Origin of the sequence: Halovenus carboxidivorans (assembly GCF_009831575.1) — an archaeon.
Classification (GTDB): Archaea; Halobacteriota; Halobacteria; order Halobacteriales; family Haloarculaceae; genus Halovenus; species Halovenus carboxidivorans.
The window spans coordinates 332,881-356,065 of record NZ_WUUT01000002.1 but is presented as its reverse complement, the minus strand read 5'-3'; the positions used below and the strand labels follow the sequence as shown (position 1 = coordinate 356,065).

The window sequence follows — 23,185 nt, the reverse complement described above, 5'->3', positions numbered from 1 at the left end:
GTCGACGCGACAGTGCAGTTCGCGGCGGGGAACCGCTCTCGATCAGAACGAGTCGGCCGGGCCACTCAGAGGTCGATCCCGAAGTGTGCCGCGACGGCTCGTTCGGGCATCTCCAGGTCGAAGTGGTCCGCGAGCAGTCCCCCGGCGAACTCCTCGACCATCCCGTTCGCGTCCGCTCCGGGAATCGCACGGAACGTCGATTCGACGGCGAACTGCCGGTCGGAGACGGCCGTTCTGATCTCCGAGGGAGTCGGGTCGGAGAGCTCTTCGGCCACGTCCGCCACCGCGAGTCCGAACTCGAGGCCGGCGGCGAGGTACTCGATTGCCCGCTGTTCCGGCTCCGTGACCTCCGGGATCGTCGACAGGTAGTTGACGGCTTCGCTGTCCTCGATATCGACGGTCTCGTCCACCCAGGACTGCAACTGCTCGGCGGAGGCGTCGCCGTCGAACTCCTCGCGGGCCCGGTCGAACAGTTCGGCCTCCAGTTCCGCCACCCGGTGGAAGGCGTCCCCGACGACGACCGCGTCTGCACCCGCGTCGAGAACGCGCTGGGCGTTCTCGCTGTTGTCGAGGCCGCCGCCGTACCAGATCTGCGACCAGGTGACCCCGTCGTCGATGGCTTCGAGCATCTCGACGGCCTCGTCACCGCCGAACGTCCCCGAGTATTCGAGGTAGATGATCTCGCTTTCGAGGTGGTGCTGTGCGGCGAGCGCGCGCTCTTTGGCCTCCTGCGGGCTCAGCAGGTCCTCCTCGGTGACGTTCGCCTCCCGGGCGGCGGCGCTGTCGACGTTCATGATGATGTACGCCTCGAAGACGGCTTCGTCCATCATCATGCCGGCGACGAAATCACCGGCGCGGTCGCCCAGGAACTCCGAAAGCGGCAGTCCGGTCTTCTGTTCGAGAATCTCCGGACCGAGATCCTCCCGGACGTAGTCGATACCCTTGCCGAGCGTTCCGACGAGCGACTCGCTGTCGCCGTTGAGCACCTCGGGGACGGCCAGGAAGTTGGCGTGGTCGCGCGTCTTCTCGGTCACGTGGGTCGCCTCGCTCGGTTCGTGAAAGGCGGTCACGCCGCTGTCGGTGAGCAACTCGAAGGTCTGTTCGGTGTTCTCGTCGGTCACGTCCTGTGACCCGCCCACCGAGACGGCGCTCGTGTGCGAGAGATAGCTCGGAAAGAGCAGCGGCAGCCGCTTCTCACCCTCCGGGTCGACCTTGGTGATGTGGGTCCACTCGCCCGGAACGGGGTTCGTCTCCAGCCCCAGCAATGTCCGGCCGGCAATCGAGAGCAGCGAGGCGGCCGACTCGAACCGTTTCGCGAACTGTGTCAGCGACATCTCTTGGTTCACACGTCCGCGCTGGTCGGTAAAAACGTGTCCACTTCGGGCCGGTCACTCCGGGAGCCTCCGCGGCAGGACGCTCGGATCGCCGTCGCGGTGGATGTACTCGGTCGCGATGCCGGTCAGCGTCGAGTCGACCGCGGTGGCCTGCTGTCGGGCACGGTTCAGATAGGACTCGCTGATCTCGATCACGGCGGCCTTCGCCTCGGGGCCGGAGTCTGCGAGAAGATACTCCGCCGTCACCGGCGTTAGCTGGCCGTCCGCGAGGTCGACCTCGTAGTCGTCGAGATCGTCGAGCCAGATTTGCGCCCCGATGATCGCCAGCACGATCGACCGCTTGAACGCGGGTTCGATATCGAACCCGGCCGCCCGGTACATCTCGATCATCCCGTCGTAGATGACGCCCACCCGGTCGTATTGGGTCTTCAGATACGGGAGTTCGAGTTCCTCGGCGCTGAACACCGTCGGATCCTCCTCGAAGGTGCCGTACTTGTACCGGTCGCGGATCGCCTCCCGGGCGGCCTCCTCGCCCGCTCGCGCCCGACTCATCAGGTTGCGAAACTCCTCGTCTTCCTCCTGGTGTGCCTCCGAGATCTCGACGGCCCAGTCGTAGTACTCCCTGAGTTCGTCGGGATAGGACTCGAACTGCTCGTCGACACGGCGTTGCAGTACCGACTGTGCGATCTCTGCGATCCGTTCGCGGTCCGCCTCAGCGGTCGGAAAGTCGACGCCGAAATCCCCGTACTCGGCGTCGTTCAGCGCGTCGCGCATGTCGCCGTCGATCAGCGCCTCGACGGCCAGCCGAGTCACGGCCTCTGCCTCGCGGTGTTGCGCGTCGTCGAGCCGTCGATAGAGGTAGCCGAGCGTGAGTTTGGCCGGGAGGACGAGTTTGGTGTCGTAGGAGAACTGGACGAAGTCGTACCCGAACTCCTCGGCGATAGCCGCCTCGACCTCGGCGAACGCCGTCTCGATCATCTCCTCGACCCGTGCGTCGACGCGTCGCTTCAAGCCGAGACTACCCGCGTCGAACGCTCCCGTGTCGGCGTAGTAGCCGAACACGGCACGGACGGCTGTCGGCATCGCATCGACGGCGGCGATTCGACCGGCCCCTCGCCTGAGCATCTTGTCTCTCCTGTCTGCCCGGTCTCCCCTTCATCCTGTCGGTCGGCGGCAACCGCCCGAATCCGACCAGTTGAGCCGGTCAGGATCCCCGATGGAGATATTGGGGTTTTTTATGAGCCAGGGTACAAGACGGTCAGTGATGACAACGGAAACCCGCGATATCGTCGTCGTTGGCGGCGGCACTGCCGGTTGTTTCGCCGCCGCGACGGCCGCACAGGACGGGCTCGATGTCGTCCTCCTCGAACGGAAAAGCGAGGAGGACGGCGGCCACATCGCCTGCGGTGACGCCATCAAGGGCAAGAGCACGTTCCCGGACGTGATCGACCGCGAGTATCTCCGGGAAGAATCTTTCACGAACGAGAACATCCAGCGAGCGCACTTTATCAATCCGAAGGGCGACAACTACGATATCCCTTTCGAGGGCGAGTCCGGCGCCGTCGTCGACCGCAAACGCTACGGCGAGGTGTTACTCGAAGAGGCCGAGCGGGCGGGCGCCGATATCCACTTCGACACGGTCGTTCAGGACGTGACTCAGAACGGCCGAGTGACCGGCGTCGAAGGGATTCGCGAGGGCGACTACGTCGAATACGAGGCAGATATCGTGATCGATGCCGCCGGCGCTCTCTCGCTTCTGCAGGACAAGGTCGATTTCGCCGGGACGAACTACGACACGAACGTCGACTACTCCCAGTTCTGTTCGGCCTACCGAGAGGTCATCGAGACCGAGCAGCCGGTCGAGTACGACGACGCAATCGTGTTCAAGCCGACCGAGGAACTCGGCTATCTCTGGTACTTCCCGCGAACCGACCGCGAGATCAACGCCGGACTGGGCTTTCAGATGGACCAGCCACCGATGCCGCTGGTGGACGTGCTCAAAAAGGACCTCCAGAACCAGCCCGAGTTCCGAAACGCCGAGGTCAAGGACAAACTCGGGGCCGCGTTGCCGACCCGCCGGCCGTACGACTCCGCCGTCGCACCCGGGTTCATGTCCGTCGGTGACGCCGCCGGCCACGTCAACCCGACTACAGGAGGCGGTATTCCCGGCGCGGCGAAGGCCGGCCACTGGGCGGCCGAAATCGCCGCCGAAGCGATCGCAGACGGCGATCTGAGCGAGTCCGCGCTGTGGGAGTACAACCGGCGCGTCCAGACCGACTTCGGGAAGCGATTCGCCGCGATGGACCTGTACAACATCTTCGGGACGGCCCACGAGGTCGACGAACTGACCGACGTGGTGACGGCCCTGCCCGGCCAGATGCTGATCGACCTGATGGGGAAGAAAGGCGAGACGACACTCGGCGTCCTCGATAAACTCAAGACGGGACTGGTCACCGCCTTCGAGACCCGCGGCCACTGGAACGTCCTCTACGAGGGCTATCAGGTGAGCAACCTCGCCTCCGAACTCAAATCTATCTACGACGAGTACCCGACGACGCCGTCGGAGTTCGAGGCCTGGCAGGCCAAGCGCGACGAACTCATGGACGAGGTCTACGAGATTACCGGCGCAGAACCCAAATACTGACCACCGCCGGGCGACACTCTCCGCCCGTGACCGTCCTGTCAGATTTGTTTGACAAACAACTTTCTTCTCGCTCCTCGGTGTCGGAACGTGCCCGACAGAAACGCCGACTCCGCCGTCTCTGCGATTCTCCGGGGTTCGACCTGGGACCTGCTGCTCGGAGTGACGTACGTCGTTACCGGTGTTGCCCTCCTCGTCAGCCTGTTCACGGGCTCTCTCGAGCTAGTCGTCGCCGCGCTCGTCAGCATCCTGTTACTCGTCGTCCTCTCGCTGGGAACGGCCATCCGACGCGAGGGGCTGGTGACCGAGGAGAACGGGATCATCGCGGCCTGCGTCCTGACTGCGATGGGGCTGTTGTTCGTCCTCAGTGCAGAAACAGCGCTCTCTTCGGAGGTCATCTTCGGCATCGTCTTCTTCGTCGGGGTCATCGTTCCCCATCTCCTGGTGAGTGCTCGCACTGAGCCCTCTCCGTAGTGGCCGCGGCGGTTCTCACAGCCGGGCTCGTCCCCCGGTGACGGAGACGCCAGTCACTGGTCAGCCTGCTGGCATCGAACTCGGATTTCCAAACGCATATTCCGCTGACGCCCCCACCGTTTGATATGAGCGTCCCAACCGCTTCAGGCATGCCGATGCTCGGTCTCGGAACGTGGCAAAACGACGACGCTGCGGAGTGCGCCGACAGCGTCGAGACGGCCCTCAACATGGGCTATCGACACATCGATACGGCCCAGGCGTACGGCAACGAAGACGCCGTCGGCGACGGCATCGCGGCGGCAGACGTCGACCGCGAGGATATCTTCCTGGCGACCAAGGTCTGGATCAGCAACCTCTCTCACGACGACGTGCTCGAGACGACGCGGAAGAGCCTCGACCGTCTGGGGACCGACTACCTGGACCTGCTGTACATCCACTGGCCGGCACGGGAGTACGAACCGGAGGAGACGCTGGCGGCGTTCGACCAGTTGTACGACGAAGGAACAATCGAGCGGATTGGCGTCTCCAACTTCGAGCCCGAGCACATCGACGAGGCTGCGGAGATTCTCGACGCCCCGATTTTCGCGAACCAGATCGAGATCCATCCGTACCTCCAGCAGGAGGAACTGCGCTCGTACGCCGCGGAGAACGATATCGAACTGGTCGCGTACTCGCCGCTGGCCCGGACGGAGATCTTCTCGGATCCGACCCTCGGGGAGATTGCCGACGACCACGGCGTGAGCGAGGCTCAGGTCGCGCTCGCCTGGCTGCGCGAACACGACATCACGGCGATTCCGAAAGCCACCGGAGAGGCCCACATCCGGGACAACTGGGAGAGCCGGACGCTGGAGCTGAGCGACGACGAGATCGAGCGGATCGACGCCATCGAACGCCGGGAGCGGCAGGTCCATCCCGACTTCGCCCCCGCGTCGTGGTGAGCGCCACGAGTACGAAAACATATACCGGCCGGAGTCAAACTGACGGGTATGGCAGCCGGGAACCGCGGTATCGCTGATGCGATCAAATACGATCTGACGCTGCTGCACGAGACGTGGATGGAGCTGTTCTATCCGCGCCAGCGAAACGCCGAAGACACGGTCCTCGGAAAGTACGAACCCGAGGAGACGTGGAAACTGGCGGTGTATCGCCTCGTCTCGCTTTTCGGCGTGCTGATCGTCGGTCTCTCCTACCCGCTGTTGCTGGCCGGATACTTCGTCCGATTCCAGGCCCGCAAGCTAAACGTCACGGCGGCGCGGATCGGACTCCTCGGGGTCATCGGGGTGTTCGTCCTCCTGTGGGGCGGACTGGTCGCGCTGATCTGGTTCGGCTTCCAGAGCACGTTCAGCACCGTCGAGATAATCGCAATCGGAGCCGCGGGAGCCGTCGCAGTCGTCTCCTCGGCGCTGTCGTTCGGCTGTTGGCAGCTCGGTGGCCGCGGAACGACGGTGTTTCTCGCCTACCCGTTCGCGATGACGGCGCTGTTTCTGCCGCCGGTCGTCGCGGCGCTGTTTCACCCCGTGCTCGAAGACCTCATCATCGCCCGTAGCGACGAACTCGCACGGGATCTGTTCTTCGCCAGCCCCGACTTCGTGCAGGAGCAACTCGGCCGGTTCGACCGCCAGGAGGCCCACCACGTCATCATCTGGTTCGTCTTCTCGTTCCCCATCGGCTGGATCCTGGGTCTGCTCGTCTCGCTGGCGGATCTGATCCGCCCCACGGGCGAGTAACCCACTCCCCGTCCGCTCGAATTCGAGATGACGGGAGAGACTTCCTCGGGTGAGACCCCGCCCGGGCGGTGACCCCGGGTAAACATCTCACCGTTTTCTGAAGGCTTTTTATTATGAACGCCTACTGTCGCGTATGGAACTCAACTTCCCCGTCTCGGCCGGTATCGTCCTCGCGATAATCGTGGCCGGTACCGCCGGGCTGATCTTCGCTCCCATCGGAATGACGACACAGACGACGCTGATGATGGTCACGCCGTCGATGTTCGTCTTCGCAGCAATCGTCTTCGCAATCGGCGTCAAGCACGGCGAGTATCGCGCAAGCGGGCTGTAAGTCCGGAGACGCTCACTTCGTTCTCCCCCGCCGGGTCCTCGCTCACGACCAGATCTCCCTCTATCGACCCGCTGTCGACCTGTGCCAGTTCGAGCGTCGCCTCGGCGGCCAGCGCGGCGAGAAACGGAACGAAGGCTCCGGGTTCGACCACTGGTGTGTCGAGGACGACCGTGCTTTCGGCGTCGAGTCCGTGTTCTTCGAGGAGATCGGTCGCGACGGAGAGCAGGTCCGCGTGGCTGTACTCCTCGTCGCTGTCGACGACGGCGGAGTCGTCGGGCGCGACTCGCTCCGGCGGCTCGATCGGATTCTCGCTCCACATCTCCTGCTCGAAGTGGACCACGTCGGCCTCCTCTGGCGGGCCGCCGTAGGCGATCTGTGTGCACTGTGGCGTCAGATCGTACCGTTCGGTCCAGCCTGCGGGAAGGACGAGCGCCCGGGAGTCGACCGGCTCCTGCGGTTCGAGTTCGACGGTCGCGCCGACCAGCGTCGCCCCGATTGCCGCGAGGAGCGGATCGGCGGCGTCGACGCGGCGGCCTGTCTCCGAGGCGTCCGCGTCCTTGGGGCCGGCGACGACCGTCACGGGGGCGCCGGGATGGACGCCGTAGTGGCCGAGCAGGTTGCCGGATTTCCAGGCGTTCGGGACGAAATCGTCGTAGGTGTAGGGGGCGGTACGGGTCGGCGTCTCGATGACGGTCCCCGAGGCGTCGCGACACTCCGCGACGAGGTCTTTGAGAGTCTCCATCTAGAAGGAGTTACGGAGCCGATCAAAAAAGCCCTGCTCTACCTCGATGTCCTCGCCGCCGGCGTCGGCAAACGCCTCCAGAGCCTCGCGCTGCTCCTCGTTGAGCGACTCCGGCGTGACGACCTGGACCTTGACGAACAGATCTCCCTGTCCGCGCCGCTGCGGGCGGGGCATTCCCTTCCCTTCCAGACGGAAGGTCTCGCCGCTCTGCGTGCCGGCGGGAACATCGAACTCGACGACGCCGTCGAGCGTTTCGAGTTCGACCGTGTCCCCGAAGACCGCCTGCGGGAACGAGATCGCCTTCCGGGTCTGGAGATCCGCGCCCTCGCGCTCGAACTCGGGGTGGTCCTCGACCTCGATCTCGACGAGCAGGTCGCCGTTGCGAGCGCCGTGGTCCCCCGGTGCGCCCTCGCCGCGCATGCGGAGCGTCTGGCCGCTCTGGATCCCGGCCGGAATCTCGACGGCGAGTGTCGTCTCGTTCTGGACGATGCCGTCGCCGCGGCAGGTCTGACAGCGCTGCTCGTAGATCGTCCCCTCGCCCTCGCAGCGCCGGCAGGTCGTCCGCTGTTGCATCCGACCGAAGGCGGTCTCCTGCACCCGCGTCTTCTCGCCGCGGCCGTTGCACTCCGGACAGGTCCGCGAGTCCGTGCCGGGCGGGTGGCCGCGGCCGTTGCAGTCGTCGCAGGTCTCGGGCCGGGTGACCGTTAGCTCCTTTTCGGTCCCGTGGTACGCCGTTTCGAGGTCGATCGTCAGTTTGGTCTTGAGATCCTGCCCGCGACGAGAGCCGCCGCCGGAGCCGCCGCCGAAGAACTGGTCGAAGATATCCTGCATGTTGCCGAACCCGCCGCCACCGGCGCCCCCGAAGGGGTCGCCGCCGCGGCCGCGACCGTCCCCGGCGTCAGTCGCGCCGCGTTTCTCGGCCTCGACGAACTGCTCGTGGCCCATCTGATCGTACATGCGGCGTTTCTCGTCGTCGGTCAACACCTCCTTTGCTTTCTTTGCCTTCTTGAACTTCTCCTCGGCGTCCGGGTCGTCGCTCACGTCCGGGTGATACTCCCGGACTGCCTCGCGGTACGCGCTCTCGATTTCCTCCTCGGAGGCGTCCCGCGAGACGCCGAGGATATCGTAGAAATCCTCCGTCATCAGTTATCCGCGTCTACGACACTTGGATACTAAAGATGACCGGGTTGGCCGCTGGCGTGGACGACCACAACGCTCTTGTCGTCTAGCTGCCGTCCTGTTGGTATGTCGCGCCGCCGCGTTTTAGTCGGCCTCGTCTTCGCCGCCCTCTGTCTCGTCGCCCTCTCGTACGCGGGCGCGAGCGCAGTGGATCCCCCGACCGAATCGACACCGGACACGTCGAGCCCCCCCGACCCGAAACTCGTTCAGCCGGCGGACAACGTCTCGAAACTCTACCCGTACACCAGCAAGCGACGCTCGACGAGCGGGCGCACACTGCCGATCAACGTCGTCATCCACGGCGACCCCGGCGACGTGCGGACAGCACTGACAGACCGCTCCGACCTCGGGTTCGAGGAACTACCCGCGGAGGAGTCCGAGGCGGGCAACGAGACCTACCAGATCGACATCGAAGACAGCGAACTCGACTGGAACGACGCGAGTGGGTCGCCGCGGTACATCTACATCCAGGACGACGGCGGCGGCAGGTGGCTCAGGGAGAGCTACCAACTCCACGAGGGGAACTACATGGGCGAACGACAACACATTCGGGCGTACGAAGATCCTGACGGCGAGTACACCGCCATCCAGATCCACCGGGAGTATTTCGATTTCTTCCAACTCCGGCACAACGTCGTCGATATCGAGGACTCCGGACAGATGCTCGAAGACGAGTTTCTCGACCAGCCGTTCGTCGACCGGGTCAGCCGCGAGTACTTCGGAACCCGCGGACGCTGGACGGACGGCTGGACGGTATCCATCCATCTCGGAGCGCTGATCCCGACGGCACTGTTCGGGGTATTCGCGCTGGGGAGTGTCGTCTCTGCCAGCACGCGCCGCGCCGTGTGGTCGCTGACCCGGAACTTCGGTTCGTGGGCACGGACGAACTGGGCCGGGTTCGTGCTCGCGGCCGGACTCGTCGTTACGGTCGTCGGGACGCGAGCGTTTGCGCTCGCTCTCGAAAACACCTTCACCGAGACGTACCCCCAGGTGTTCGCCGGTGTGGCGTATCCGATCCTGGCGCTGGGACCGCCAGCGGTCGTCGCCGTCCTCGCCAGACGGCTCAGCCCGCTTCCCGCCTTCGGCTTCGCGGTGTTCGGACTCGTCGCCGCACTCGCGGCCGACACGATGTGGGTCGGACTCGGCGTCGTCCCGGTGCAGGTGTTTCTGCACCGGTTCGGTCTCGCGCTCACGCTCGGCGTCCTCGCGCTGGGTGTCGCCCGCGAAGTGAGCGACGACCCCGAAGCGATTGACGAGGAACGCGGCGTGCTCATCGCCGCCGGGTTGCTCGCGTGGTTCGGCGGACTCGCGCTGCCGCTGTTCGGGATGGTCTGAGTCGAGTTAACCCGACGCTTTTTGTCGTCTCCGGTTGTGAGTCACACTCATGTCAGACTCACTGACGGGAACGGACGAGGTCGTCTACGATCCCGAGGAGTCCTTCGTCGAGGAGAGCAACATCTGGCAGTTCATGCAACGGCACGGGATCGACGACTACGAGGAGCTACACCGCCGGTCGACGACCGACGTCGAGGGCGTCGAGGCCTCCGGTCTGGACTGGTTCTGGGACGAGATTGTCGACACGCTCGGCATCGAGTTCGACCAGCCGTACGAGACCGTCCGCGACGACAGCGACGGGCCGCAGTTCGCCGAGTGGTACGTCGGGGGGGAACTGAATATCGCTCACAACGTCGTCGACAGACACGCCGATCCGACCGCCGAGACCCGGAACAAGGTCGCGACCATCTGGGAGGGCGAAGACGGCGAGGTTCGCGAAGTCACGTACCACGAACTCCACCGCCAGGCGAACCAGGTCGCCAACACGCTGGAATCGAAGGGGATCGAGACCGGGGACACGGTGGGGCTGTACATGCCGATGGTCCCGGAGATCGTCTCGATTCTCTACGGCTGTTTCAAGGCCGGTGCGATTGCCGTCCCGATCTTCTCCGGGTTCGGCGTCGACGCGACCGCGACCCGGATCGCTGACGCGGGGTGTTCGGTGCTGTTCACCGGCGACGGCTTCTACCGCCGGGGCGAGGAGATCACGCTCAAGTCCCAGGCCGACGAGGCAATCGCGGAGGCCGGCCACGTCGAGGACGTGATCGTCTTCGACCGGCTGGGGGCGGAGATTCCGATGACGGAGGGCCGCGACGAGTGGTGGACGGACTCGGTCGCGACCGCCGACGACAGCTACGAGACGAAATCACTCCCCTCGGACCAGGAGTCGATGCTACTGTACTCCTCGGGGACGACCGGCAAGCCGAAGGGGATCGTCCACACCCACGCCGGCGGCCTCGTCCAGCCGGCCAAAGAGCTGTACTTCTCGTTCGATCACAAGCCCTCTGATCGATTCTTCTGGGTGTCGGATATCGGCTGGATGATGGGGCCGTGGACGCTGATCGGCAACCACGTCTTCGGCGGCACGATCTTCATCTACGAGGGTGCGCCGGACTACCCGGAGCCGGACCGGTACTGGGAGATGATCGACAGACACGGGTTGAGCGTCTTCGGTGTCTCCCCGACCGCGATTCGCGCGTTGCGCAAACACGGCGACGAGTGGCTGTCGGGACACGACCTCTCGACGCTTCGGCTGCTCGGTTCCACCGGCGAGCCGTGGGACCCCGAGTCCTGGCAGTGGTTCTACGAACGGGTCGGCAACGGCGAGACCCCCATCATGAACATCTCCGGCGGGACGGAGATTTTCGGCTGTTTCCTCCAGCCCTCCCCGACGCACTCGCTGAAACCCGGGACGCTGGGCGCGCCGGCGCTGGGGATGGACGTGGACATCGTCGACGCGACCGGCGAGTCGATTGCGGACGACCACGAGCAGGGGTATCTGGTCTGTCGCTCCTCCGCGCCGTCGATGACCAAGTCGCTGTGGAGCGGCGACGAGCGCTACCTGGCGGAGTACTGGTCGCGTTTCGACGACCTCTGGGACCACGGCGACTGGGCCGAAAAGGACGAGGACGGCTTCTGGTTCCTGCAGGGTCGCGCGGACGACGTGCTCAACGTCGCCGGCCGGAAGGTCGGCCCCGCCGAGGTCGAAGGCGCGCTGATCGACCACGAGGCGGTCAACGCCGCCGCGGTGATCGGCGCCGACGACGACACCACCGGCACTGCCGTGGTCGCCTACGTCATCCTCGAAGAGGACTACGAGGAGACAGACGACCTGCGGGCCGAGTTGACCGACCACGTCGGCGAGGAACTCGGCAAGCCGTTCCGTCCGTCCGAACTGTACTTCGTCGACGAGTTCCCCGAGACACAGAGCGGCAAGATCGTCCGACGGCTCATCCAGGCGGTCCACGAGGACGAGGAACTCGGAGACCTCTCCAGCATCGAGAATCCCGAAGCGCTGGAGGAGATCGAAGCCGCCCGGTGACCGCCCGGGGGTCACAGCACCCGCTTGCCGAGGGCGCTGGCGGCGAGTTCGCAGGCCAACTCGGCGGTCCGGTTCGACTCGTCGAGAATCGGGTTCACCTCGACGAGTTCGAGCGAACAGAGGTCCGTCGATGTCTCCGCGACGATTTCCATCGCGGCGTGCGCCTCGCGGTACGACGCCCCGCCCTTGACGGGGGTTCCGACGCCCGGGGCTTCGCTCGGATCCAGCAGGTCGAGATCCAGGCTGACCGCGAGTTGATCGGTCGTCGTGGTCACTGCCTCTAGCGCCTCTCGAACGACCGTCGAGATGCCGCGCTGGTCGATGTCGGTCATCGTGTACGCGTGAATCGGACTGGATTCGAGCAGAGATCGCTCGCCCGGATCGACGCTCCGGAGACCGACGACGGCCACGTTCTCCGGTCGAATATTCGGCGCATGTGCCCAGTCCATCTCGCTGAACGGCCCTTCCCCCAGAATCGCCGCCAGCGCCATCCCGTGGACGTTTCCGCTCGGCGTGGTCGTCGGCGTGTTCAGATCGGCGTGGGCGTCCAACCAGAGCAGTCCGGTCGGCCTGTCGGTGACGCCGTGTGCCGTCCCGATTGCAATCGAGTGATCGCCCCCCAGGACGAGCGGTACCGTCTCCGTCGCTCGGATCTCGCGCACCCGCTCGCTCACCTGTTCACACACCGTCTGCGTCGCGTCGAGGTACTTCGCCTCGCCCTCGATGTCGGACTCAGATCGGCAGTGCTCCGGCTGTGGAACGCCGATATCACCGCTGTCGGTGCAGTCGATACCGAGCGATTCCAACTGATCGCGCAGCCCTCCGTACCGAATCGCCGACGGCCCCATGTCGACGCCCCGCCGGTCGGCACCGAGATCCATCGGGACGCCGATCAGGTCCACTGGCTGGTCCATATCTCGACAGAACAGAGCGACTCACAAAAACCCATCCGGCGCTCGAAACGGATGACCCATCAGAACGACCATTGCCGGCCGTCTGCCGTCGGAATACCAGCAAAGCCGCCGGGATAGCTCACTCGGTGGTTCCTCTCTAACAAAACATCAAAATATCATGATTGTTACCGTCGGCTTTAAGAACGCAAGCGCCGAAAATCTGATTATGTCATCAATCGAACTGACACCGAGTCAGAAAACTATTCTCCAGGAGTTGATAAATCTCCACAAGGAGTCCGACAGCGCAGTCAAGGGTGAGGATATTGCCGAGGAGGTAAACCGTAATCCCGGGACGATCCGGAACCAGATGCAGAGTCTGAAGGCCCTGCAGTTGGTCGAGGGGGTACCCGGGCCGAAAGGGGGGTACAAGCCGACGGGAACGGCCTACGACGCACTCCAGATTCAGGACATGGACCAGGCCGCCGACGTTCCGCTGTATCACAACGGCGAACTGATCGAGGAGGCCAACGTCGAACAGATCGATCTGACCAGCGTCCACCACCCGGAGGAGTGTCGCGCGAAGATCAACATGCGCGGTTCCCTCTCGCGGTTCGACGAGGGCGACAAGGTAACTGTCGGCCCGACGCCGCTGTCGAAGCTACAGATCATCGGCACGCTCGAAGGGAAAGACGACACCGACAACGCGCTGATTCTCACGATCGACGATATGCAGGCCCCGGTCGAAGAACCGGATCACTGACCGGGTCGTACCGTTGCCGTGCGGGTGATGTCGGCGCGGGTCGCACTCGTCAGCCATCGCGCCGCCGTCTCTTCCCCCGACGACCTTGGTGACATATGTTATCACACGTCATTGTAGGGTAAATTGCAAACCTTTGTATCGGCGGATTACTGACGGGAGGATATGACAGAGCAGGTCGTCGTTCTCGGCTCCGGGTACGCTGGTGCCGGAGCAGTTCAGAGCCTCGAATCGTCGCTCTCGGGCGACGCAGAGATCACGTGGGTATCGGACGTCGACTATCATCTCATTCTGCACGAGACCCACCGCTGTATCAGCGACCCGAGCGTGAAAGAGAAAGTCGCGATTCCGATCGAGGAGATCAAATCCTCCTCGACCGAGTTCATCCAGGCGACAGTCGAGGGCGTGGATACCGACGAGCGGACGGTCGACCTCGAAGACGGCGAGACGATCGGGTACGATTACCTCCTGGTCGGTCTCGGGACCCAAACAGCCTTCTTCGGCATCGATGGCCTCAAGGAACACGCACACACGCTGAAGAGTCTCGACGACGCGCTCGGTATTCACGACGCTGTCGTCGCGGCGGCCGACGAAGCGACCCAGACCGATCCCGCCCAGATCGTCATCGGCGGCGCGGGGCTATCCGGCATCCAGACCGCGGGAGAGATTGCCCGTCTCCGCGACGAACGGTCCGCACCGCTTGATATCCACCTCGTCGAAGGCCTCGACGAAATCTTCCCCGGGAACGACGACAGCATCCAGTCGGCGCTTCGAGACCTCCTCGAGGAACGCAACGTGAACATTCTCACCGGCGAGTTCATCGGCGAAGTCGACGACGACACTGTCTACATCGGCGAGGAGACCGAACTCGATTACGACGTGTTGATCTGGACCGGCGGTATCACCGGCCGCGAAGCGGTCCGAGATGCCAACGTCGACAAGGACGAGCGAAACTACCGGCTGGAAGCCGGCCAGACCTTCCAGACCTCCGACGACCGCGTCTTCGCCATCGGCGACGCGGCGCTGATCGACCAGCCAGGCGACGACCCCGCCCCCCCGACGGCACAGGCCGCCTGGCAGGCCGCCGAAGTCGCCGGCGAGAACATCGCCCGCGAGATCCGCGGTCAGCCGCTGAAAAACTGGACGTACAAAGACAAAGGAACTGTCGTCTCCGTCGGTGAGGATGCGGTCGCTCACGACGTTTACATCATCCCGTTCGTCGACACCTTCGGCGGGTTCCCCGCCCGGACGCTGAAGAAGGCCATCGCGGCGAACTGGATCTCGGACATCACCGGCGTCGGGCGCGCGGTGGACGCCTGGGCCGACATGTAACCTCGCCTCACCTTTTTCGAACACGCTCGCAGTACGGATACAGCGTACTCGCAGACCTCCGATGGATCCCCGTGATTTTTTATCCCCCGTGAAACAATACGCGGTATGATAGATCGAAACCGACGAGAGGTGCTGCTGGCAGCCGGGACCCTCACCGTGAGTGCACTCGCCGGCTGTTCGAGCGGGCCGGACGATGACTCTTCCAGCGGTTCTAGTGGCAGCGCCGAGTGGCTCGGCTGGATTCCGCAGTCTGCGGTCGCCGGAGAGACCGATATAATCCACCTCGACGTGCCGTCGGCGGTCGCGGAGTTTCCCGACGAGGCACAGAGTAATCTGGGCATCGACAGCCTCTCCGAGCAGTACAACGTCGAGCCGTCGGAGATCCAAGATTTCATCACGGTGACCGATACGGCCGAAAACGGGGCACAGGTCGTGATTATGGTCGCGCCGCTGAACCCACAGGAACTACTCGATACGTTCTCCGTCCCGGCCGAGGAGACCGAACAGTACAACGGATACCAGGTCGCTACCCAGGGCCGGGGATCGAACGTCGCGCTGGGGGAGTCGGCGCTCATCATCGCGCCGTCACCGAAATCGTTCATCGACGCCGACAACGGCAACGTCTCGACCGTCGACGACGGTAGCGGCGATCTGAAGACGACAATCGATCGCGTCTCCTCTGCCACACTGTCGGGTGCTGTCTCGGGCGACGAGGCTGTCACGAGCGCCGAGTTGGCGGCGGAACCGCTGCGAGGCGGAGTCGGAATCAGTTCGGCGGACGGCGGCAACGCGCTGATGGAGGTCCACATCCTGTTCGAGTCGGCCAGTGACGCCGAGACGGTTCTCGACGAGAACGAAGACGATCTGATCGGTTCGATCGAAGAGGACGACAGCACGACGCTCGTCGACCTCTCCCAGGACGGGCGGTACGTGGTCGGAAAGGCCGAAACCGAAAACTACAATCTCTGAGCCGCCTCGCCCGTCGAGGCGACGGGGATTACTCCAGCCCGAGTTTTGCGTGCCACGCTGAACTGTCCGCATCGTCTACCGCCCGGTCCATCTCGGCCAGCAGACTCACCGCCTTGCTCGCCGTCTTCGCAGCGCGTTGCTCGCCCGTCACCTCGAACTCCCCGGTCGTCCGGTCCGCGTAGACGGTGCAGACGGCCCCGGCCCGAAGCCCGTAGATGTTCGCGAGGGTCAGGATCGCGCTGGCTTCCATCTCGAAGTTGAGCACGTTCGCTCGCTTGAGTTCCTCGATATCCGCCTCGCTGTCTCGACTCCGAAACCCGCCGAATCCTTCCCTGCTCTGGCCCGCGTAGAAACTGTCCGTGCTGGCTGTCAGACCGACGTGGTACTCGTAGCCCAACTCCTCGGCGGCGGCCGCCAGGGCAGCCACGACGGCGTGGTCCGCCACCGCCGGATAGTCCTCGCGGATGTACTCGTCGCTGGTTCCCTCCTGTCGCACGGCCCCGCTCGTGATAATCAGATCACCGACATCGGTTTCGGGCTGGATGGCTCCGCAGGAGCCGACCCGGATCAGCGTCTCCGCGCCGACCCGCGCCAGTTCCTCGACGGCGATCGCGGCACCCGGCGACCCGACTCCGGTCGAGGTGACCGAAATGGGCGCGCCGTCGGTCGTCCCGGTCGCGGTCCTGTACTCGCGGTGATCCGCGACGACATCGGCCTCGTCCCAGCAGTCGGTGATCGTCTCGATTCGGCCCGGGTCGCCGGGTAACAGCACACTGTCGGCCACGTCGTCCTCGGTCACTTCGAGGTGGTACTGTTCGTCCTCCCTGGGATCCTCGTCGCCGGTGTGTTCGCTCATCGCTCTCCCTCCGCGGTGTCGAGGTGTGCTCTGGTAATCGTCTCCGGAAGCAGCTCCCCGAGCGTGTGGCGCTCGAACTCCGCGGGCGTCCCACAGAGAATCTCGAAGGCGTCCCCGCAGAACTCCGCGAGCGTCTGTCGGCACATCCCACACGGGGTCACGTTGTCCGCCGCCGCCGAGGCGACGGCGAGGCGCTCGAACTCGTCTTTGCCGTCGCTGATCGCGGCTCCGACGGCGACTTCCTCCGCGTGGAGGCTGTTCGAGTAGTTCGCGTTTTCGACGTTACATCCCGTGTAGACGGTTCCGTCGACGGCTTCCAGCGCCGCGCCGACCGGATACTCCGAGTACGGGGTGTACGCCGTCTCGAAGGCCTCCCGTGCGGCGGCGAGCAGTTCGGTTTCCTCCATACCAGGCCTGTCGGGCAGAGTCCACAAAATAGCCACCGGTGTCGGAGACGACACCTCGGCCTCAGAACAGGACGTACAGTTGCAGGTACACAGCGATGCCGAGCGCGAACGAGACCAGCCACAGGACTGCTGCGACTTTCCCCGCCTTCGGGTGGTTCGTCTCCGGAAGCTCGCTGATCGAGTGAGTGCCGGCCAGCAGCAGCGCGTAGTAGACGAACGGGATACAGAGCATCGCGAGCAGGATGTGGACCGCGAGCATCGGGAGGTAGAGGTACTGGTAGACCAGCTCGGGACCGCCGAACTCCGTCGTCCCCTCAAGTGAGATGCGGTAGAGATAGAGCAACAGAAAGAGCGCGAACAACGCCGTGGCCGTGAGCATCGCGCGGCGGTGCTCGACGACGTTGTTGCGCCGAATCGAGGCCACCCCGTAGCTGATCGTTCCGATCGCGGCGAGGCTCAGGGCGGCGTTGACGTGGGGAATCACCGAGACGAGTCCCCCGACGTGAGGGAGCACCCCCTCGGGAACCATCCCGCCGACCGCACCGAACACCAGCGCGAGCGAGATGACCGTCAGCAGTCCGGTCAGCGCCGGGACGTGCTCACGTGCCTGCAGTTGCATACCTGTTGGTTCGACCACGGACGCCTATACGTTGTGTTTGGTCTCGGCTCACTCCCCCTGGGTGTGCCCGAGCACGTGTGCGACCGTCGGGAGAACGAGTTCCTCGGTCCCGAAGGCCGCACCCTGCTCGCTCCCCGGGAGACAGAAGACCGCGACGCCGTCTTTCGACCCCGCGAAGGCCCGCGAGAGCAGGGCGCGCGGCCCGATGTCCTCGTAGGAGAGCATCCGGAATAGCTCGCCGAAACCGGGAATCTCCTGATCGAACAGCGGCCGGACCGCCTCGACGGTCACGTCTTCCGGGGAGAGACCGGTACCCCCGGTCAACACCACCGCTTCGACGTCCGACCGTTCGACGAGGGCCTCGACCGTCGCCGCGATGGCCTCGCGTTCGTCTCCGACCAGTTCCCGGACTGCGACCTCGTGGCCGCCCGCCTCGATCAACTCCTCGAGTCGGTCGCCGCCGGGGTCGTTCTCCAGGGTGCGACTGGACGAGACGGTCACCACTGCGAAGGAGACAGTATCGAGTTCGAGATGGCTGTGCTGGTGCCCCTCGTCGTCTCCGCTATCGTGTCCGTGTGAGTGCTCGTGACCGTCTCCCTCCGATCCACCGTGGTCGTGGGACTCACCGTGATCGTGATCGCTCATTGCTCTGTCGGGGATTCGCCCGCCGGCAGTAAGAAAGTACGCGTCACTCAGTCGTCGGCCGGTGATTCGACCGCGTCGAGATACTCCTCGTTCGGGACCCACTCGCCGTCCTCGCGGACCATGTACTCGCCGTAGTAGGGGACCCGGTTGGCGACCGTTTCGCGGAAGCTCTCCCGGATCTCCGCTTTCGACATCGCTCCCATCGGGCGATGGTCGTCGTGGCGGTTCAGACAGCCCTTGAACTTACCGTCGTGGGTGACCCGAACCCGGTGGCAGTTCGCACAGAACTCGGCGTTCTCGACGGGATCGACGATTTCGACCATCCCCTCACCGGCGGTCTCGGGGAGCGCCTCCAGATCGGTGTCGCCGCTGTCGAGGTCGATCCGCACTGGCTCCTCGTCGGTCGCCTCGCCCTCGGCGATGAAATACCGCGCCCGGCCGTGCATCTCACGGCGTTCGATGCGGTGGGCCTGTTCGGCCAGCCAGTCGTGGACGCGGTCGATGTCGATGGCCCACTCCGGGTGGCCCGAGATCTCGGGCATGTACTCGATCAACTGCAGACGGAGCCCGTCGTTTCTGGCGACGTGATCGACCATCTGCGGGACGTACCCCGCCGTCGGCTCGAAGACGACCATGTTCAGTTTCACCGGCGCGAGTCCCGCGTCCAGCGCCGCCTCCACGCCTTCGATGACGCGGTCGTACGCGCCACTCTGGGTCAACTCCGCGAAATCGTCCGGGTCGAGTGCGTCCTGCGAGACGTTGACGCGGTCCAGGCCGGCGTCGACGAGGTCGGTCGCCCGCCCCGGGAGGAAGGTTCCGTTCGTCGTCATCGACACCTCCATCTCCTCGGGCGTGCGACGGATGATCTCTTCGAGGTCGTCCCGAAGCATCGGTTCCCCACCGGTGAACTTGACCGAATCGATGCCAAATTCCGAGACGACTTCGAGAATGCGGACCACCTCGTCGGCCGTCATCTCGTCGTCCTGTGGATCCATCGGACCGCGCGTGTCACCCAACCCCTCATTGTGACAGTACACGCAATCGAAGTTACAGCGGTCGGTCAGCGAGATACGAATCCCCGTTACTTCCCGACCGAACTCGTCTTCGAGGGGCATACCATAATTTCTGTAGGCGAGGGCTTATAGATGTATGGTGAATATGTTCGCTGAGCGGGGAGAATGTAACCGCTACCGCTTACCTAGCGCGCGCTCGAAGGTCCGCTGTGCCCGCTCGTAGCCCTCGTTCCGGTCGACGATCGGGTGGTGATACTCCGGTGCGAGTTCCTCGCGGCGCTCGCGGGACAGCGTCGGCCAGTCGATTACCTCTTCGGTCGGCACGTCCGCGAGTTCCGGAACGTACTCCCGGATGTAGGTCGCGCCGTCGTCGTACTTGCTCGCCTGCGAAACCGGATCGAAGATCCGCACGTCGACGCTGTCGGTCCCGGTCGAGGCGATCCACTGCCAACTCCCGTAGTTGTTCGCGGCGTCGTGATCGATCAACTGCTTCTGGAAGTACCGCGCCCCGACCCGCCAGTCGATGAGCAGGTGCTTCGTCAGAAAGGAGGCGACGATCTGTCTGGGGCGGTTGTGGATGTATCCCTCCTCGTTTAGCTGGCGCATTCCGGCGTCGACGAACGGGTACCCCGTCTCGCCGCGTTTCCACGCCGTCAGATCCTCGTCGTCGGTCCGCCACTCGATCTCGTTTGGAAACTCCTTGTAGTTCTCCGTCAGAAGCGTCGGGTTGTAGTACAGCAGATGGTAGTTCTGCTCGCGCCAGGAGAGTTCGTACCGGAACTTGTCGACGTTCTTCCGGGCGCGTCCCGTCGCGGCGTCGTAGCGTTCGCTCGCGGCGGCCCAGGTCTCCCGGATTCCGAGCATCCCGGCGGCGATGTACGGCGAGAGTCGGGAGACGGCCCCAACCGGCTGTTCGACGGCCCGCCGCATGTCGTCTCGGGTGTCGTTGTAGCTCTCGATCCCGGCGGTGAGAAACTGGTCGTACCGGTCGCGGGCGGCACCGTACCCCGCTTCCGGCAGGTCGATGTCAGCGGACAACTCCGGTGGTCCCGTTTCGTCGCTGAGTGATACGAGGTCGTCCTCGCCGGGCGCGTCGAAGGGGGTCAGTTTGTGTTCCGTCTGCCAGTCGTCGTAGAACTGGCTGTGGTTGGGATAGGACCGCTCCAGGCGGTCGGGATCGACCAGCAACAGATCCGTGACGGACTTGCTCGGGAGCGCGTCAGCAACCGCCCGCTCGCGGTTCCGTCGAGCAGGCCGGTAGTGGCGGTTGTAGTACACGCGGTCAGCGTCGTACTCCTCGGAGAGATCACCGAGCACGTCCTCGGGCGTGCCCGCACGGACGAGGAGGTCGGAGCCCCGCTTGCGGTACTGTCGCTTGAGGTCGCGGACACCGGCCATGAAAAACGCCCGCTGTCGTTTCCCGATCTGTTTGAGCATATCCGTGTCGACGACGTAGACCGGCAGCGTCGGCCCGTTGTTGGCTGCGAGTGCCAGTCCGCGGTTGTCCGGAATACGGAGGTCACGCCGATGCCAGAACAGATTCATACCGCGGCCTTCGACGGCGTCGATATGAGCCTGTCGGTCAGGTCAACCCGCTGAAGCGGAGTGCTCTCTCGGTCGACTATCGTACCTTCTCGAATAGATGGACGAACCAGTGACAGTTTCGTTTTCAGCGGTGATAACTCGTCGCAAATCGTTAACTGGGAAAATTCCCGTGGACTTGGCATGGGGTCTGTCCTCGATCCAATCACGTCGGTAATCTACAACGGAACACTGCGACGGAAACTCATCGTCGGGTTCATCAGCATTGCCGTTTTGACCGCTATCGTCGGCATCGTCGGGATGGTGGGGGTATCGCAAACGGCATCGACATCGGAGACGATTGCCAACGACGGCACGGAGACCGTCGACGGGGTGATGATGCTCAAACTCGAGTCACAGCGAGAGCGTGCCGCGACCCTCTCGTATATCAGAAATGATAGCGACACGTAGGAGGAGTTCGACGGGGCGGTCGACAAGTACAACCGAATACATCAGGAGCGACTCGTCCGGACGGATCTCCTCTCCGCGGAGAACACGCCACAGATCACGCAGGCAAAAGAGCTACACGAGCAGGCAGTCAGCGAAGCGCGGGCGGCGATGGAAGCCAAAGACCGGGGGGACACCGAAGCCATGGAAGAACATCTCATGGCCTACCGGTCCACGCTGAGCGAGTTGAACGAGGTGTTAGAAACGCTCGAAAAGACGGCCAAATCCGAACTCCAGAAAGACGTCGAGTCCGCCCGGCAAACCGAGCGCCGGAGCGGAATCCTGATCTTCCTGATTACCGGCGGGGCGTTCCTCGGCGCGCTGGGGATCGGTCGCCGCGTCGGCGGTGGGATCGCGGCCGAAGTGAGCCAACTCCGTGACACGGCCGATCGAATCGCTGCCGGTGAATACGACTTCGAGGTCGACTCCAGCGACCGGGAGGACGAGATCGGTGATCTCGTCGCCTCCTTCGGAAAGATGACAGCGAACCTCCAGACGGCCAGCCGGCAGGCGGAGGCGGTCTCGGACCAGCGTTTCGACGCCGACGTGCTGGACGAGGAGGTGCCCGGGACGCTGGGCGACGTGATGACCCGGATGGCCGAGGACATCGAGCGGGCACAGGCCGAGACCGAGGAGGCCCGGCGCAACGTCGAACGGCTGAACGAGTCGCTACGGGCGACAGCCGACGAGTACAGCCGCACGATGGAGTTGGCCGCCGGGGGCGATTTCACCCAGCGGATGGACGCCGACGCCGACAGCGACGCGATGCAGGAGATTGGAACCGCCTTCAACGCGATGATGGACGAGATCGAACGGATGGTTGCGACCGTCCAGGAGTTCACGACCGAGGTCGACGCCTCCAGCCAGCGGCTCTCGACCGGCGCGAACGAGATCCAGGCCGCGAGTCAGGAGGTGAGCGACTCCGTGCAGGACATCGCGGCGAGCGCGGAGGACCAACACGAGAACCTCGAACGGGTCAGCGGAGAACTTCAGGGGCTGTCCGGCAGTATCGAGGAGATCGCATCCTCCGCCAACGAGGTCGCGTCGACGACGAGTCGGGCGACCGAGCGGGGGCAGTCCGGCCGCGAGGCGGCGACCGAGGCGGTCACGGAACTCGAAGCGATCCAGGAGACCGCGGACCGTACCATCGACGAGGTTGAGAGTCTGGCGGCCGAAATCGACGAGATCGGTGAGATTGTCGAACTCATCACCGACATCGCCGAGCAGACGAACATGCTCGCGCTGAACGCCTCTATCGAGGCCGCACGCGCGGGCGAGGCCGGCGAAGGCTTCGCAGTCGTCGCCGACGAGATCAAGGGACTGGCCACCGAGGTCAGCGAAGCGACCGACGACATCGAACAGCGAATCGCGGATATCCAGCAGTCGACGACGAACACCACCGAGGACATGCAGGAACTCGGCGAGCGCGTCCAGAGCGGAACCGACACCATCGAAGACGCGCTCGGGGATCTGGAGGAGATTGTCGGGATGATCGAAGACGCCAACAGCGGTGTCCAGGAGATCAGCAACGCAACCGACGACCAGGCGAGTTCGACGACGGAAGCGGTCGAACTAGTCGACGACGTGACACAACTCGCGGAACAGACGAACACCGAAGCCAGCAGCGTCTCCGCGGCGACGGAACAGCAGACGGCATCTGTCGAGAACATCACTCAACAGATCCAGTCGTTGACTGCGAACACGCGTGATCTCTCCGCGTACCTGAACGAGTACGACGTACAGCAGTCGGATCTGGATCTCGACATCACGGTCGGCGACGGTCGATCTGAGGCCGTCTCCGACGGCGGCACCCGCTCTGAGGACTAATCTGACACGGCACCCCTCCGGATCACCGCTCTCTG

The 23,185-nt window shown here is 64.3% G+C and carries 23 protein-coding genes; 12 read left to right on the top strand and 11 right to left on the bottom strand.

Annotated elements, in window-relative coordinates; translation table 11 throughout:
* Positions 1-65: 65 nt before the first annotated feature.
* Positions 66-1,334 (bottom strand): geranylgeranylglyceryl/heptaprenylglyceryl phosphate synthase, encoded by a 1,269-nt coding sequence (locus GRX03_RS07255; RefSeq protein WP_159763531.1) that lies wholly within the window; start codon positions 1,332-1,334, stop codon positions 66-68.
* A gap of 54 nt (positions 1,335-1,388) precedes the next feature.
* Positions 1,389-2,459 (bottom strand): hypothetical protein, encoded by a 1,071-nt coding sequence (locus GRX03_RS07250; RefSeq protein ID WP_159763530.1) that lies wholly within the window; start codon positions 2,457-2,459, stop codon positions 1,389-1,391.
* 139 nt (positions 2,460-2,598) lie between these two features.
* On the opposite strand from GRX03_RS07250, the gene GRX03_RS07245 reads away from it, so the two are divergent.
* From GRX03_RS07245 to GRX03_RS07225, 5 genes are all read left to right on the top strand, one after another.
* Complete coding sequence (locus tag GRX03_RS07245; protein ID WP_159763529.1) at positions 2,599-3,978, top strand: geranylgeranyl reductase family protein; 1,380 nt, start codon at positions 2,599-2,601, stop codon at positions 3,976-3,978.
* Between the two features lie 87 nt (positions 3,979-4,065).
* The gene (locus GRX03_RS07240; RefSeq protein WP_159763528.1) at positions 4,066-4,449 is read left to right on the top strand and encodes a hypothetical protein; all 384 of its coding nucleotides are present in this window, start codon (positions 4,066-4,068) and stop codon (positions 4,447-4,449) included.
* 125 nt (positions 4,450-4,574) lie between these two features.
* Positions 4,575-5,387: an aldo/keto reductase gene (locus GRX03_RS07235; RefSeq protein WP_368278149.1), complete on the top strand. Its 813-nt coding sequence runs from the start codon at positions 4,575-4,577 to the stop codon at positions 5,385-5,387.
* A gap of 48 nt (positions 5,388-5,435) precedes the next feature.
* Entirely contained in the window at positions 5,436-6,176 is a 741-nt protein-coding gene (locus GRX03_RS07230; protein ID WP_159763527.1) for a hypothetical protein, read from the top strand.
* Positions 6,177-6,309: 133 nt separating this feature from the next.
* Positions 6,310-6,507, top strand: a complete 198-nt coding sequence (locus GRX03_RS07225) for a DUF7333 family protein (RefSeq protein ID WP_159763526.1) — start codon at positions 6,310-6,312, stop codon at positions 6,505-6,507.
* Here GRX03_RS07225 and GRX03_RS07220 read toward each other — a convergent pair.
* Together GRX03_RS07220 and dnaJ are read right to left on the bottom strand one after the other, a co-directional pair.
* Entirely contained in the window at positions 6,473-7,249 is a 777-nt protein-coding gene (locus tag GRX03_RS07220) for a hypothetical protein (protein ID WP_159763525.1), read from the bottom strand. The two genes, GRX03_RS07225 and GRX03_RS07220, sit on opposite strands and share 35 nt — an antisense overlap.
* A complete protein-coding gene (dnaJ, locus tag GRX03_RS07215) occupies positions 7,250-8,392 on the bottom strand; it encodes a molecular chaperone DnaJ (protein ID WP_159763524.1) in 1,143 nt (380 codons plus the stop codon). It abuts the gene before it with no gap.
* Between the two features lie 102 nt (positions 8,393-8,494).
* Here dnaJ and GRX03_RS07210 point away from each other — a divergent pair, with 102 nt between their 5' ends.
* Together GRX03_RS07210 and GRX03_RS07205 are read left to right on the top strand one after the other, a co-directional pair.
* Positions 8,495-9,763, top strand: a complete 1,269-nt coding sequence (locus GRX03_RS07210) for a hypothetical protein (RefSeq protein WP_159763523.1) — start codon at positions 8,495-8,497, stop codon at positions 9,761-9,763.
* A gap of 49 nt (positions 9,764-9,812) precedes the next feature.
* Positions 9,813-11,804: an AMP-binding protein gene (locus GRX03_RS07205; RefSeq protein ID WP_159763522.1), complete on the top strand. Its 1,992-nt coding sequence runs from the start codon at positions 9,813-9,815 to the stop codon at positions 11,802-11,804.
* Positions 11,805-11,815: 11 nt separating this feature from the next.
* Here the strand turns inward: GRX03_RS07205 and rocF are convergent, their stop codons facing one another.
* A complete protein-coding gene (rocF, locus tag GRX03_RS07200) occupies positions 11,816-12,718 on the bottom strand; it encodes an arginase (protein WP_159763521.1) in 903 nt (300 codons plus the stop codon).
* Positions 12,719-12,923: 205 nt separating this feature from the next.
* Between rocF and GRX03_RS07195 the strand changes: the two genes are divergently transcribed.
* The 3 genes from GRX03_RS07195 to GRX03_RS07185 all read left to right on the top strand — a co-directional run bounded on the left by GRX03_RS07195 (position 12,924) and on the right by GRX03_RS07185 (position 15,755).
* Entirely contained in the window at positions 12,924-13,457 is a 534-nt protein-coding gene (locus GRX03_RS07195; protein ID WP_159763520.1) for an Rrf2 family transcriptional regulator, read from the top strand.
* A gap of 162 nt (positions 13,458-13,619) precedes the next feature.
* Positions 13,620-14,786: an NAD(P)/FAD-dependent oxidoreductase gene (locus GRX03_RS07190; protein WP_159763519.1), complete on the top strand. Its 1,167-nt coding sequence runs from the start codon at positions 13,620-13,622 to the stop codon at positions 14,784-14,786.
* 105 nt (positions 14,787-14,891) lie between these two features.
* Complete coding sequence (locus GRX03_RS07185) at positions 14,892-15,755, top strand: hypothetical protein (RefSeq protein ID WP_159763518.1); 864 nt, start codon at positions 14,892-14,894, stop codon at positions 15,753-15,755.
* 28 nt (positions 15,756-15,783) lie between these two features.
* On the opposite strand, the gene GRX03_RS07180 is transcribed toward GRX03_RS07185, so the two are convergent.
* The 6 genes from GRX03_RS07180 to GRX03_RS07155 form a co-directional block, all read right to left on the bottom strand.
* Positions 15,784-16,611, bottom strand: a complete 828-nt coding sequence (locus GRX03_RS07180; protein WP_159763517.1) for a nucleoside phosphorylase — start codon at positions 16,609-16,611, stop codon at positions 15,784-15,786.
* Entirely contained in the window at positions 16,608-17,018 is a 411-nt protein-coding gene (gene cdd / locus GRX03_RS07175) for a cytidine deaminase (RefSeq protein WP_159763516.1), read from the bottom strand. Before cdd ends, GRX03_RS07180 begins: the two co-directional genes overlap by 4 nt.
* A gap of 61 nt (positions 17,019-17,079) precedes the next feature.
* A complete protein-coding gene (locus tag GRX03_RS07170) occupies positions 17,080-17,637 on the bottom strand; it encodes a DUF420 domain-containing protein (RefSeq protein ID WP_159763515.1) in 558 nt (185 codons plus the stop codon).
* Positions 17,638-17,685: 48 nt separating this feature from the next.
* On the bottom strand, positions 17,686-18,282 hold the full coding sequence (locus GRX03_RS07165; RefSeq protein ID WP_159763514.1) for a MogA/MoaB family molybdenum cofactor biosynthesis protein: 597 nt from the start codon (positions 18,280-18,282) through the stop codon (positions 17,686-17,688).
* A 47-nt stretch (positions 18,283-18,329) separates the two neighbouring features.
* Entirely contained in the window at positions 18,330-19,397 is a 1,068-nt protein-coding gene (moaA, locus tag GRX03_RS07160; protein ID WP_159763513.1) for a GTP 3',8-cyclase MoaA, read from the bottom strand.
* A 72-nt stretch (positions 19,398-19,469) separates the two neighbouring features.
* Positions 19,470-20,840: a cryptochrome/photolyase family protein gene (locus tag GRX03_RS07155; protein ID WP_159763512.1), complete on the bottom strand. Its 1,371-nt coding sequence runs from the start codon at positions 20,838-20,840 to the stop codon at positions 19,470-19,472.
* A 180-nt stretch (positions 20,841-21,020) separates the two neighbouring features.
* Between GRX03_RS07155 and GRX03_RS07150 the strand changes: the two genes are divergently transcribed.
* Entirely contained in the window at positions 21,021-21,287 is a 267-nt protein-coding gene (locus GRX03_RS07150) for an MCP four helix bundle domain-containing protein (protein WP_159763511.1), read from the top strand.
* 147 nt (positions 21,288-21,434) lie between these two features.
* A complete protein-coding gene (locus GRX03_RS07145) occupies positions 21,435-23,150 on the top strand; it encodes a methyl-accepting chemotaxis protein (RefSeq protein WP_159763510.1) in 1,716 nt (571 codons plus the stop codon).
* The last annotated feature ends 35 nt before the right edge of the window (positions 23,151-23,185 follow it).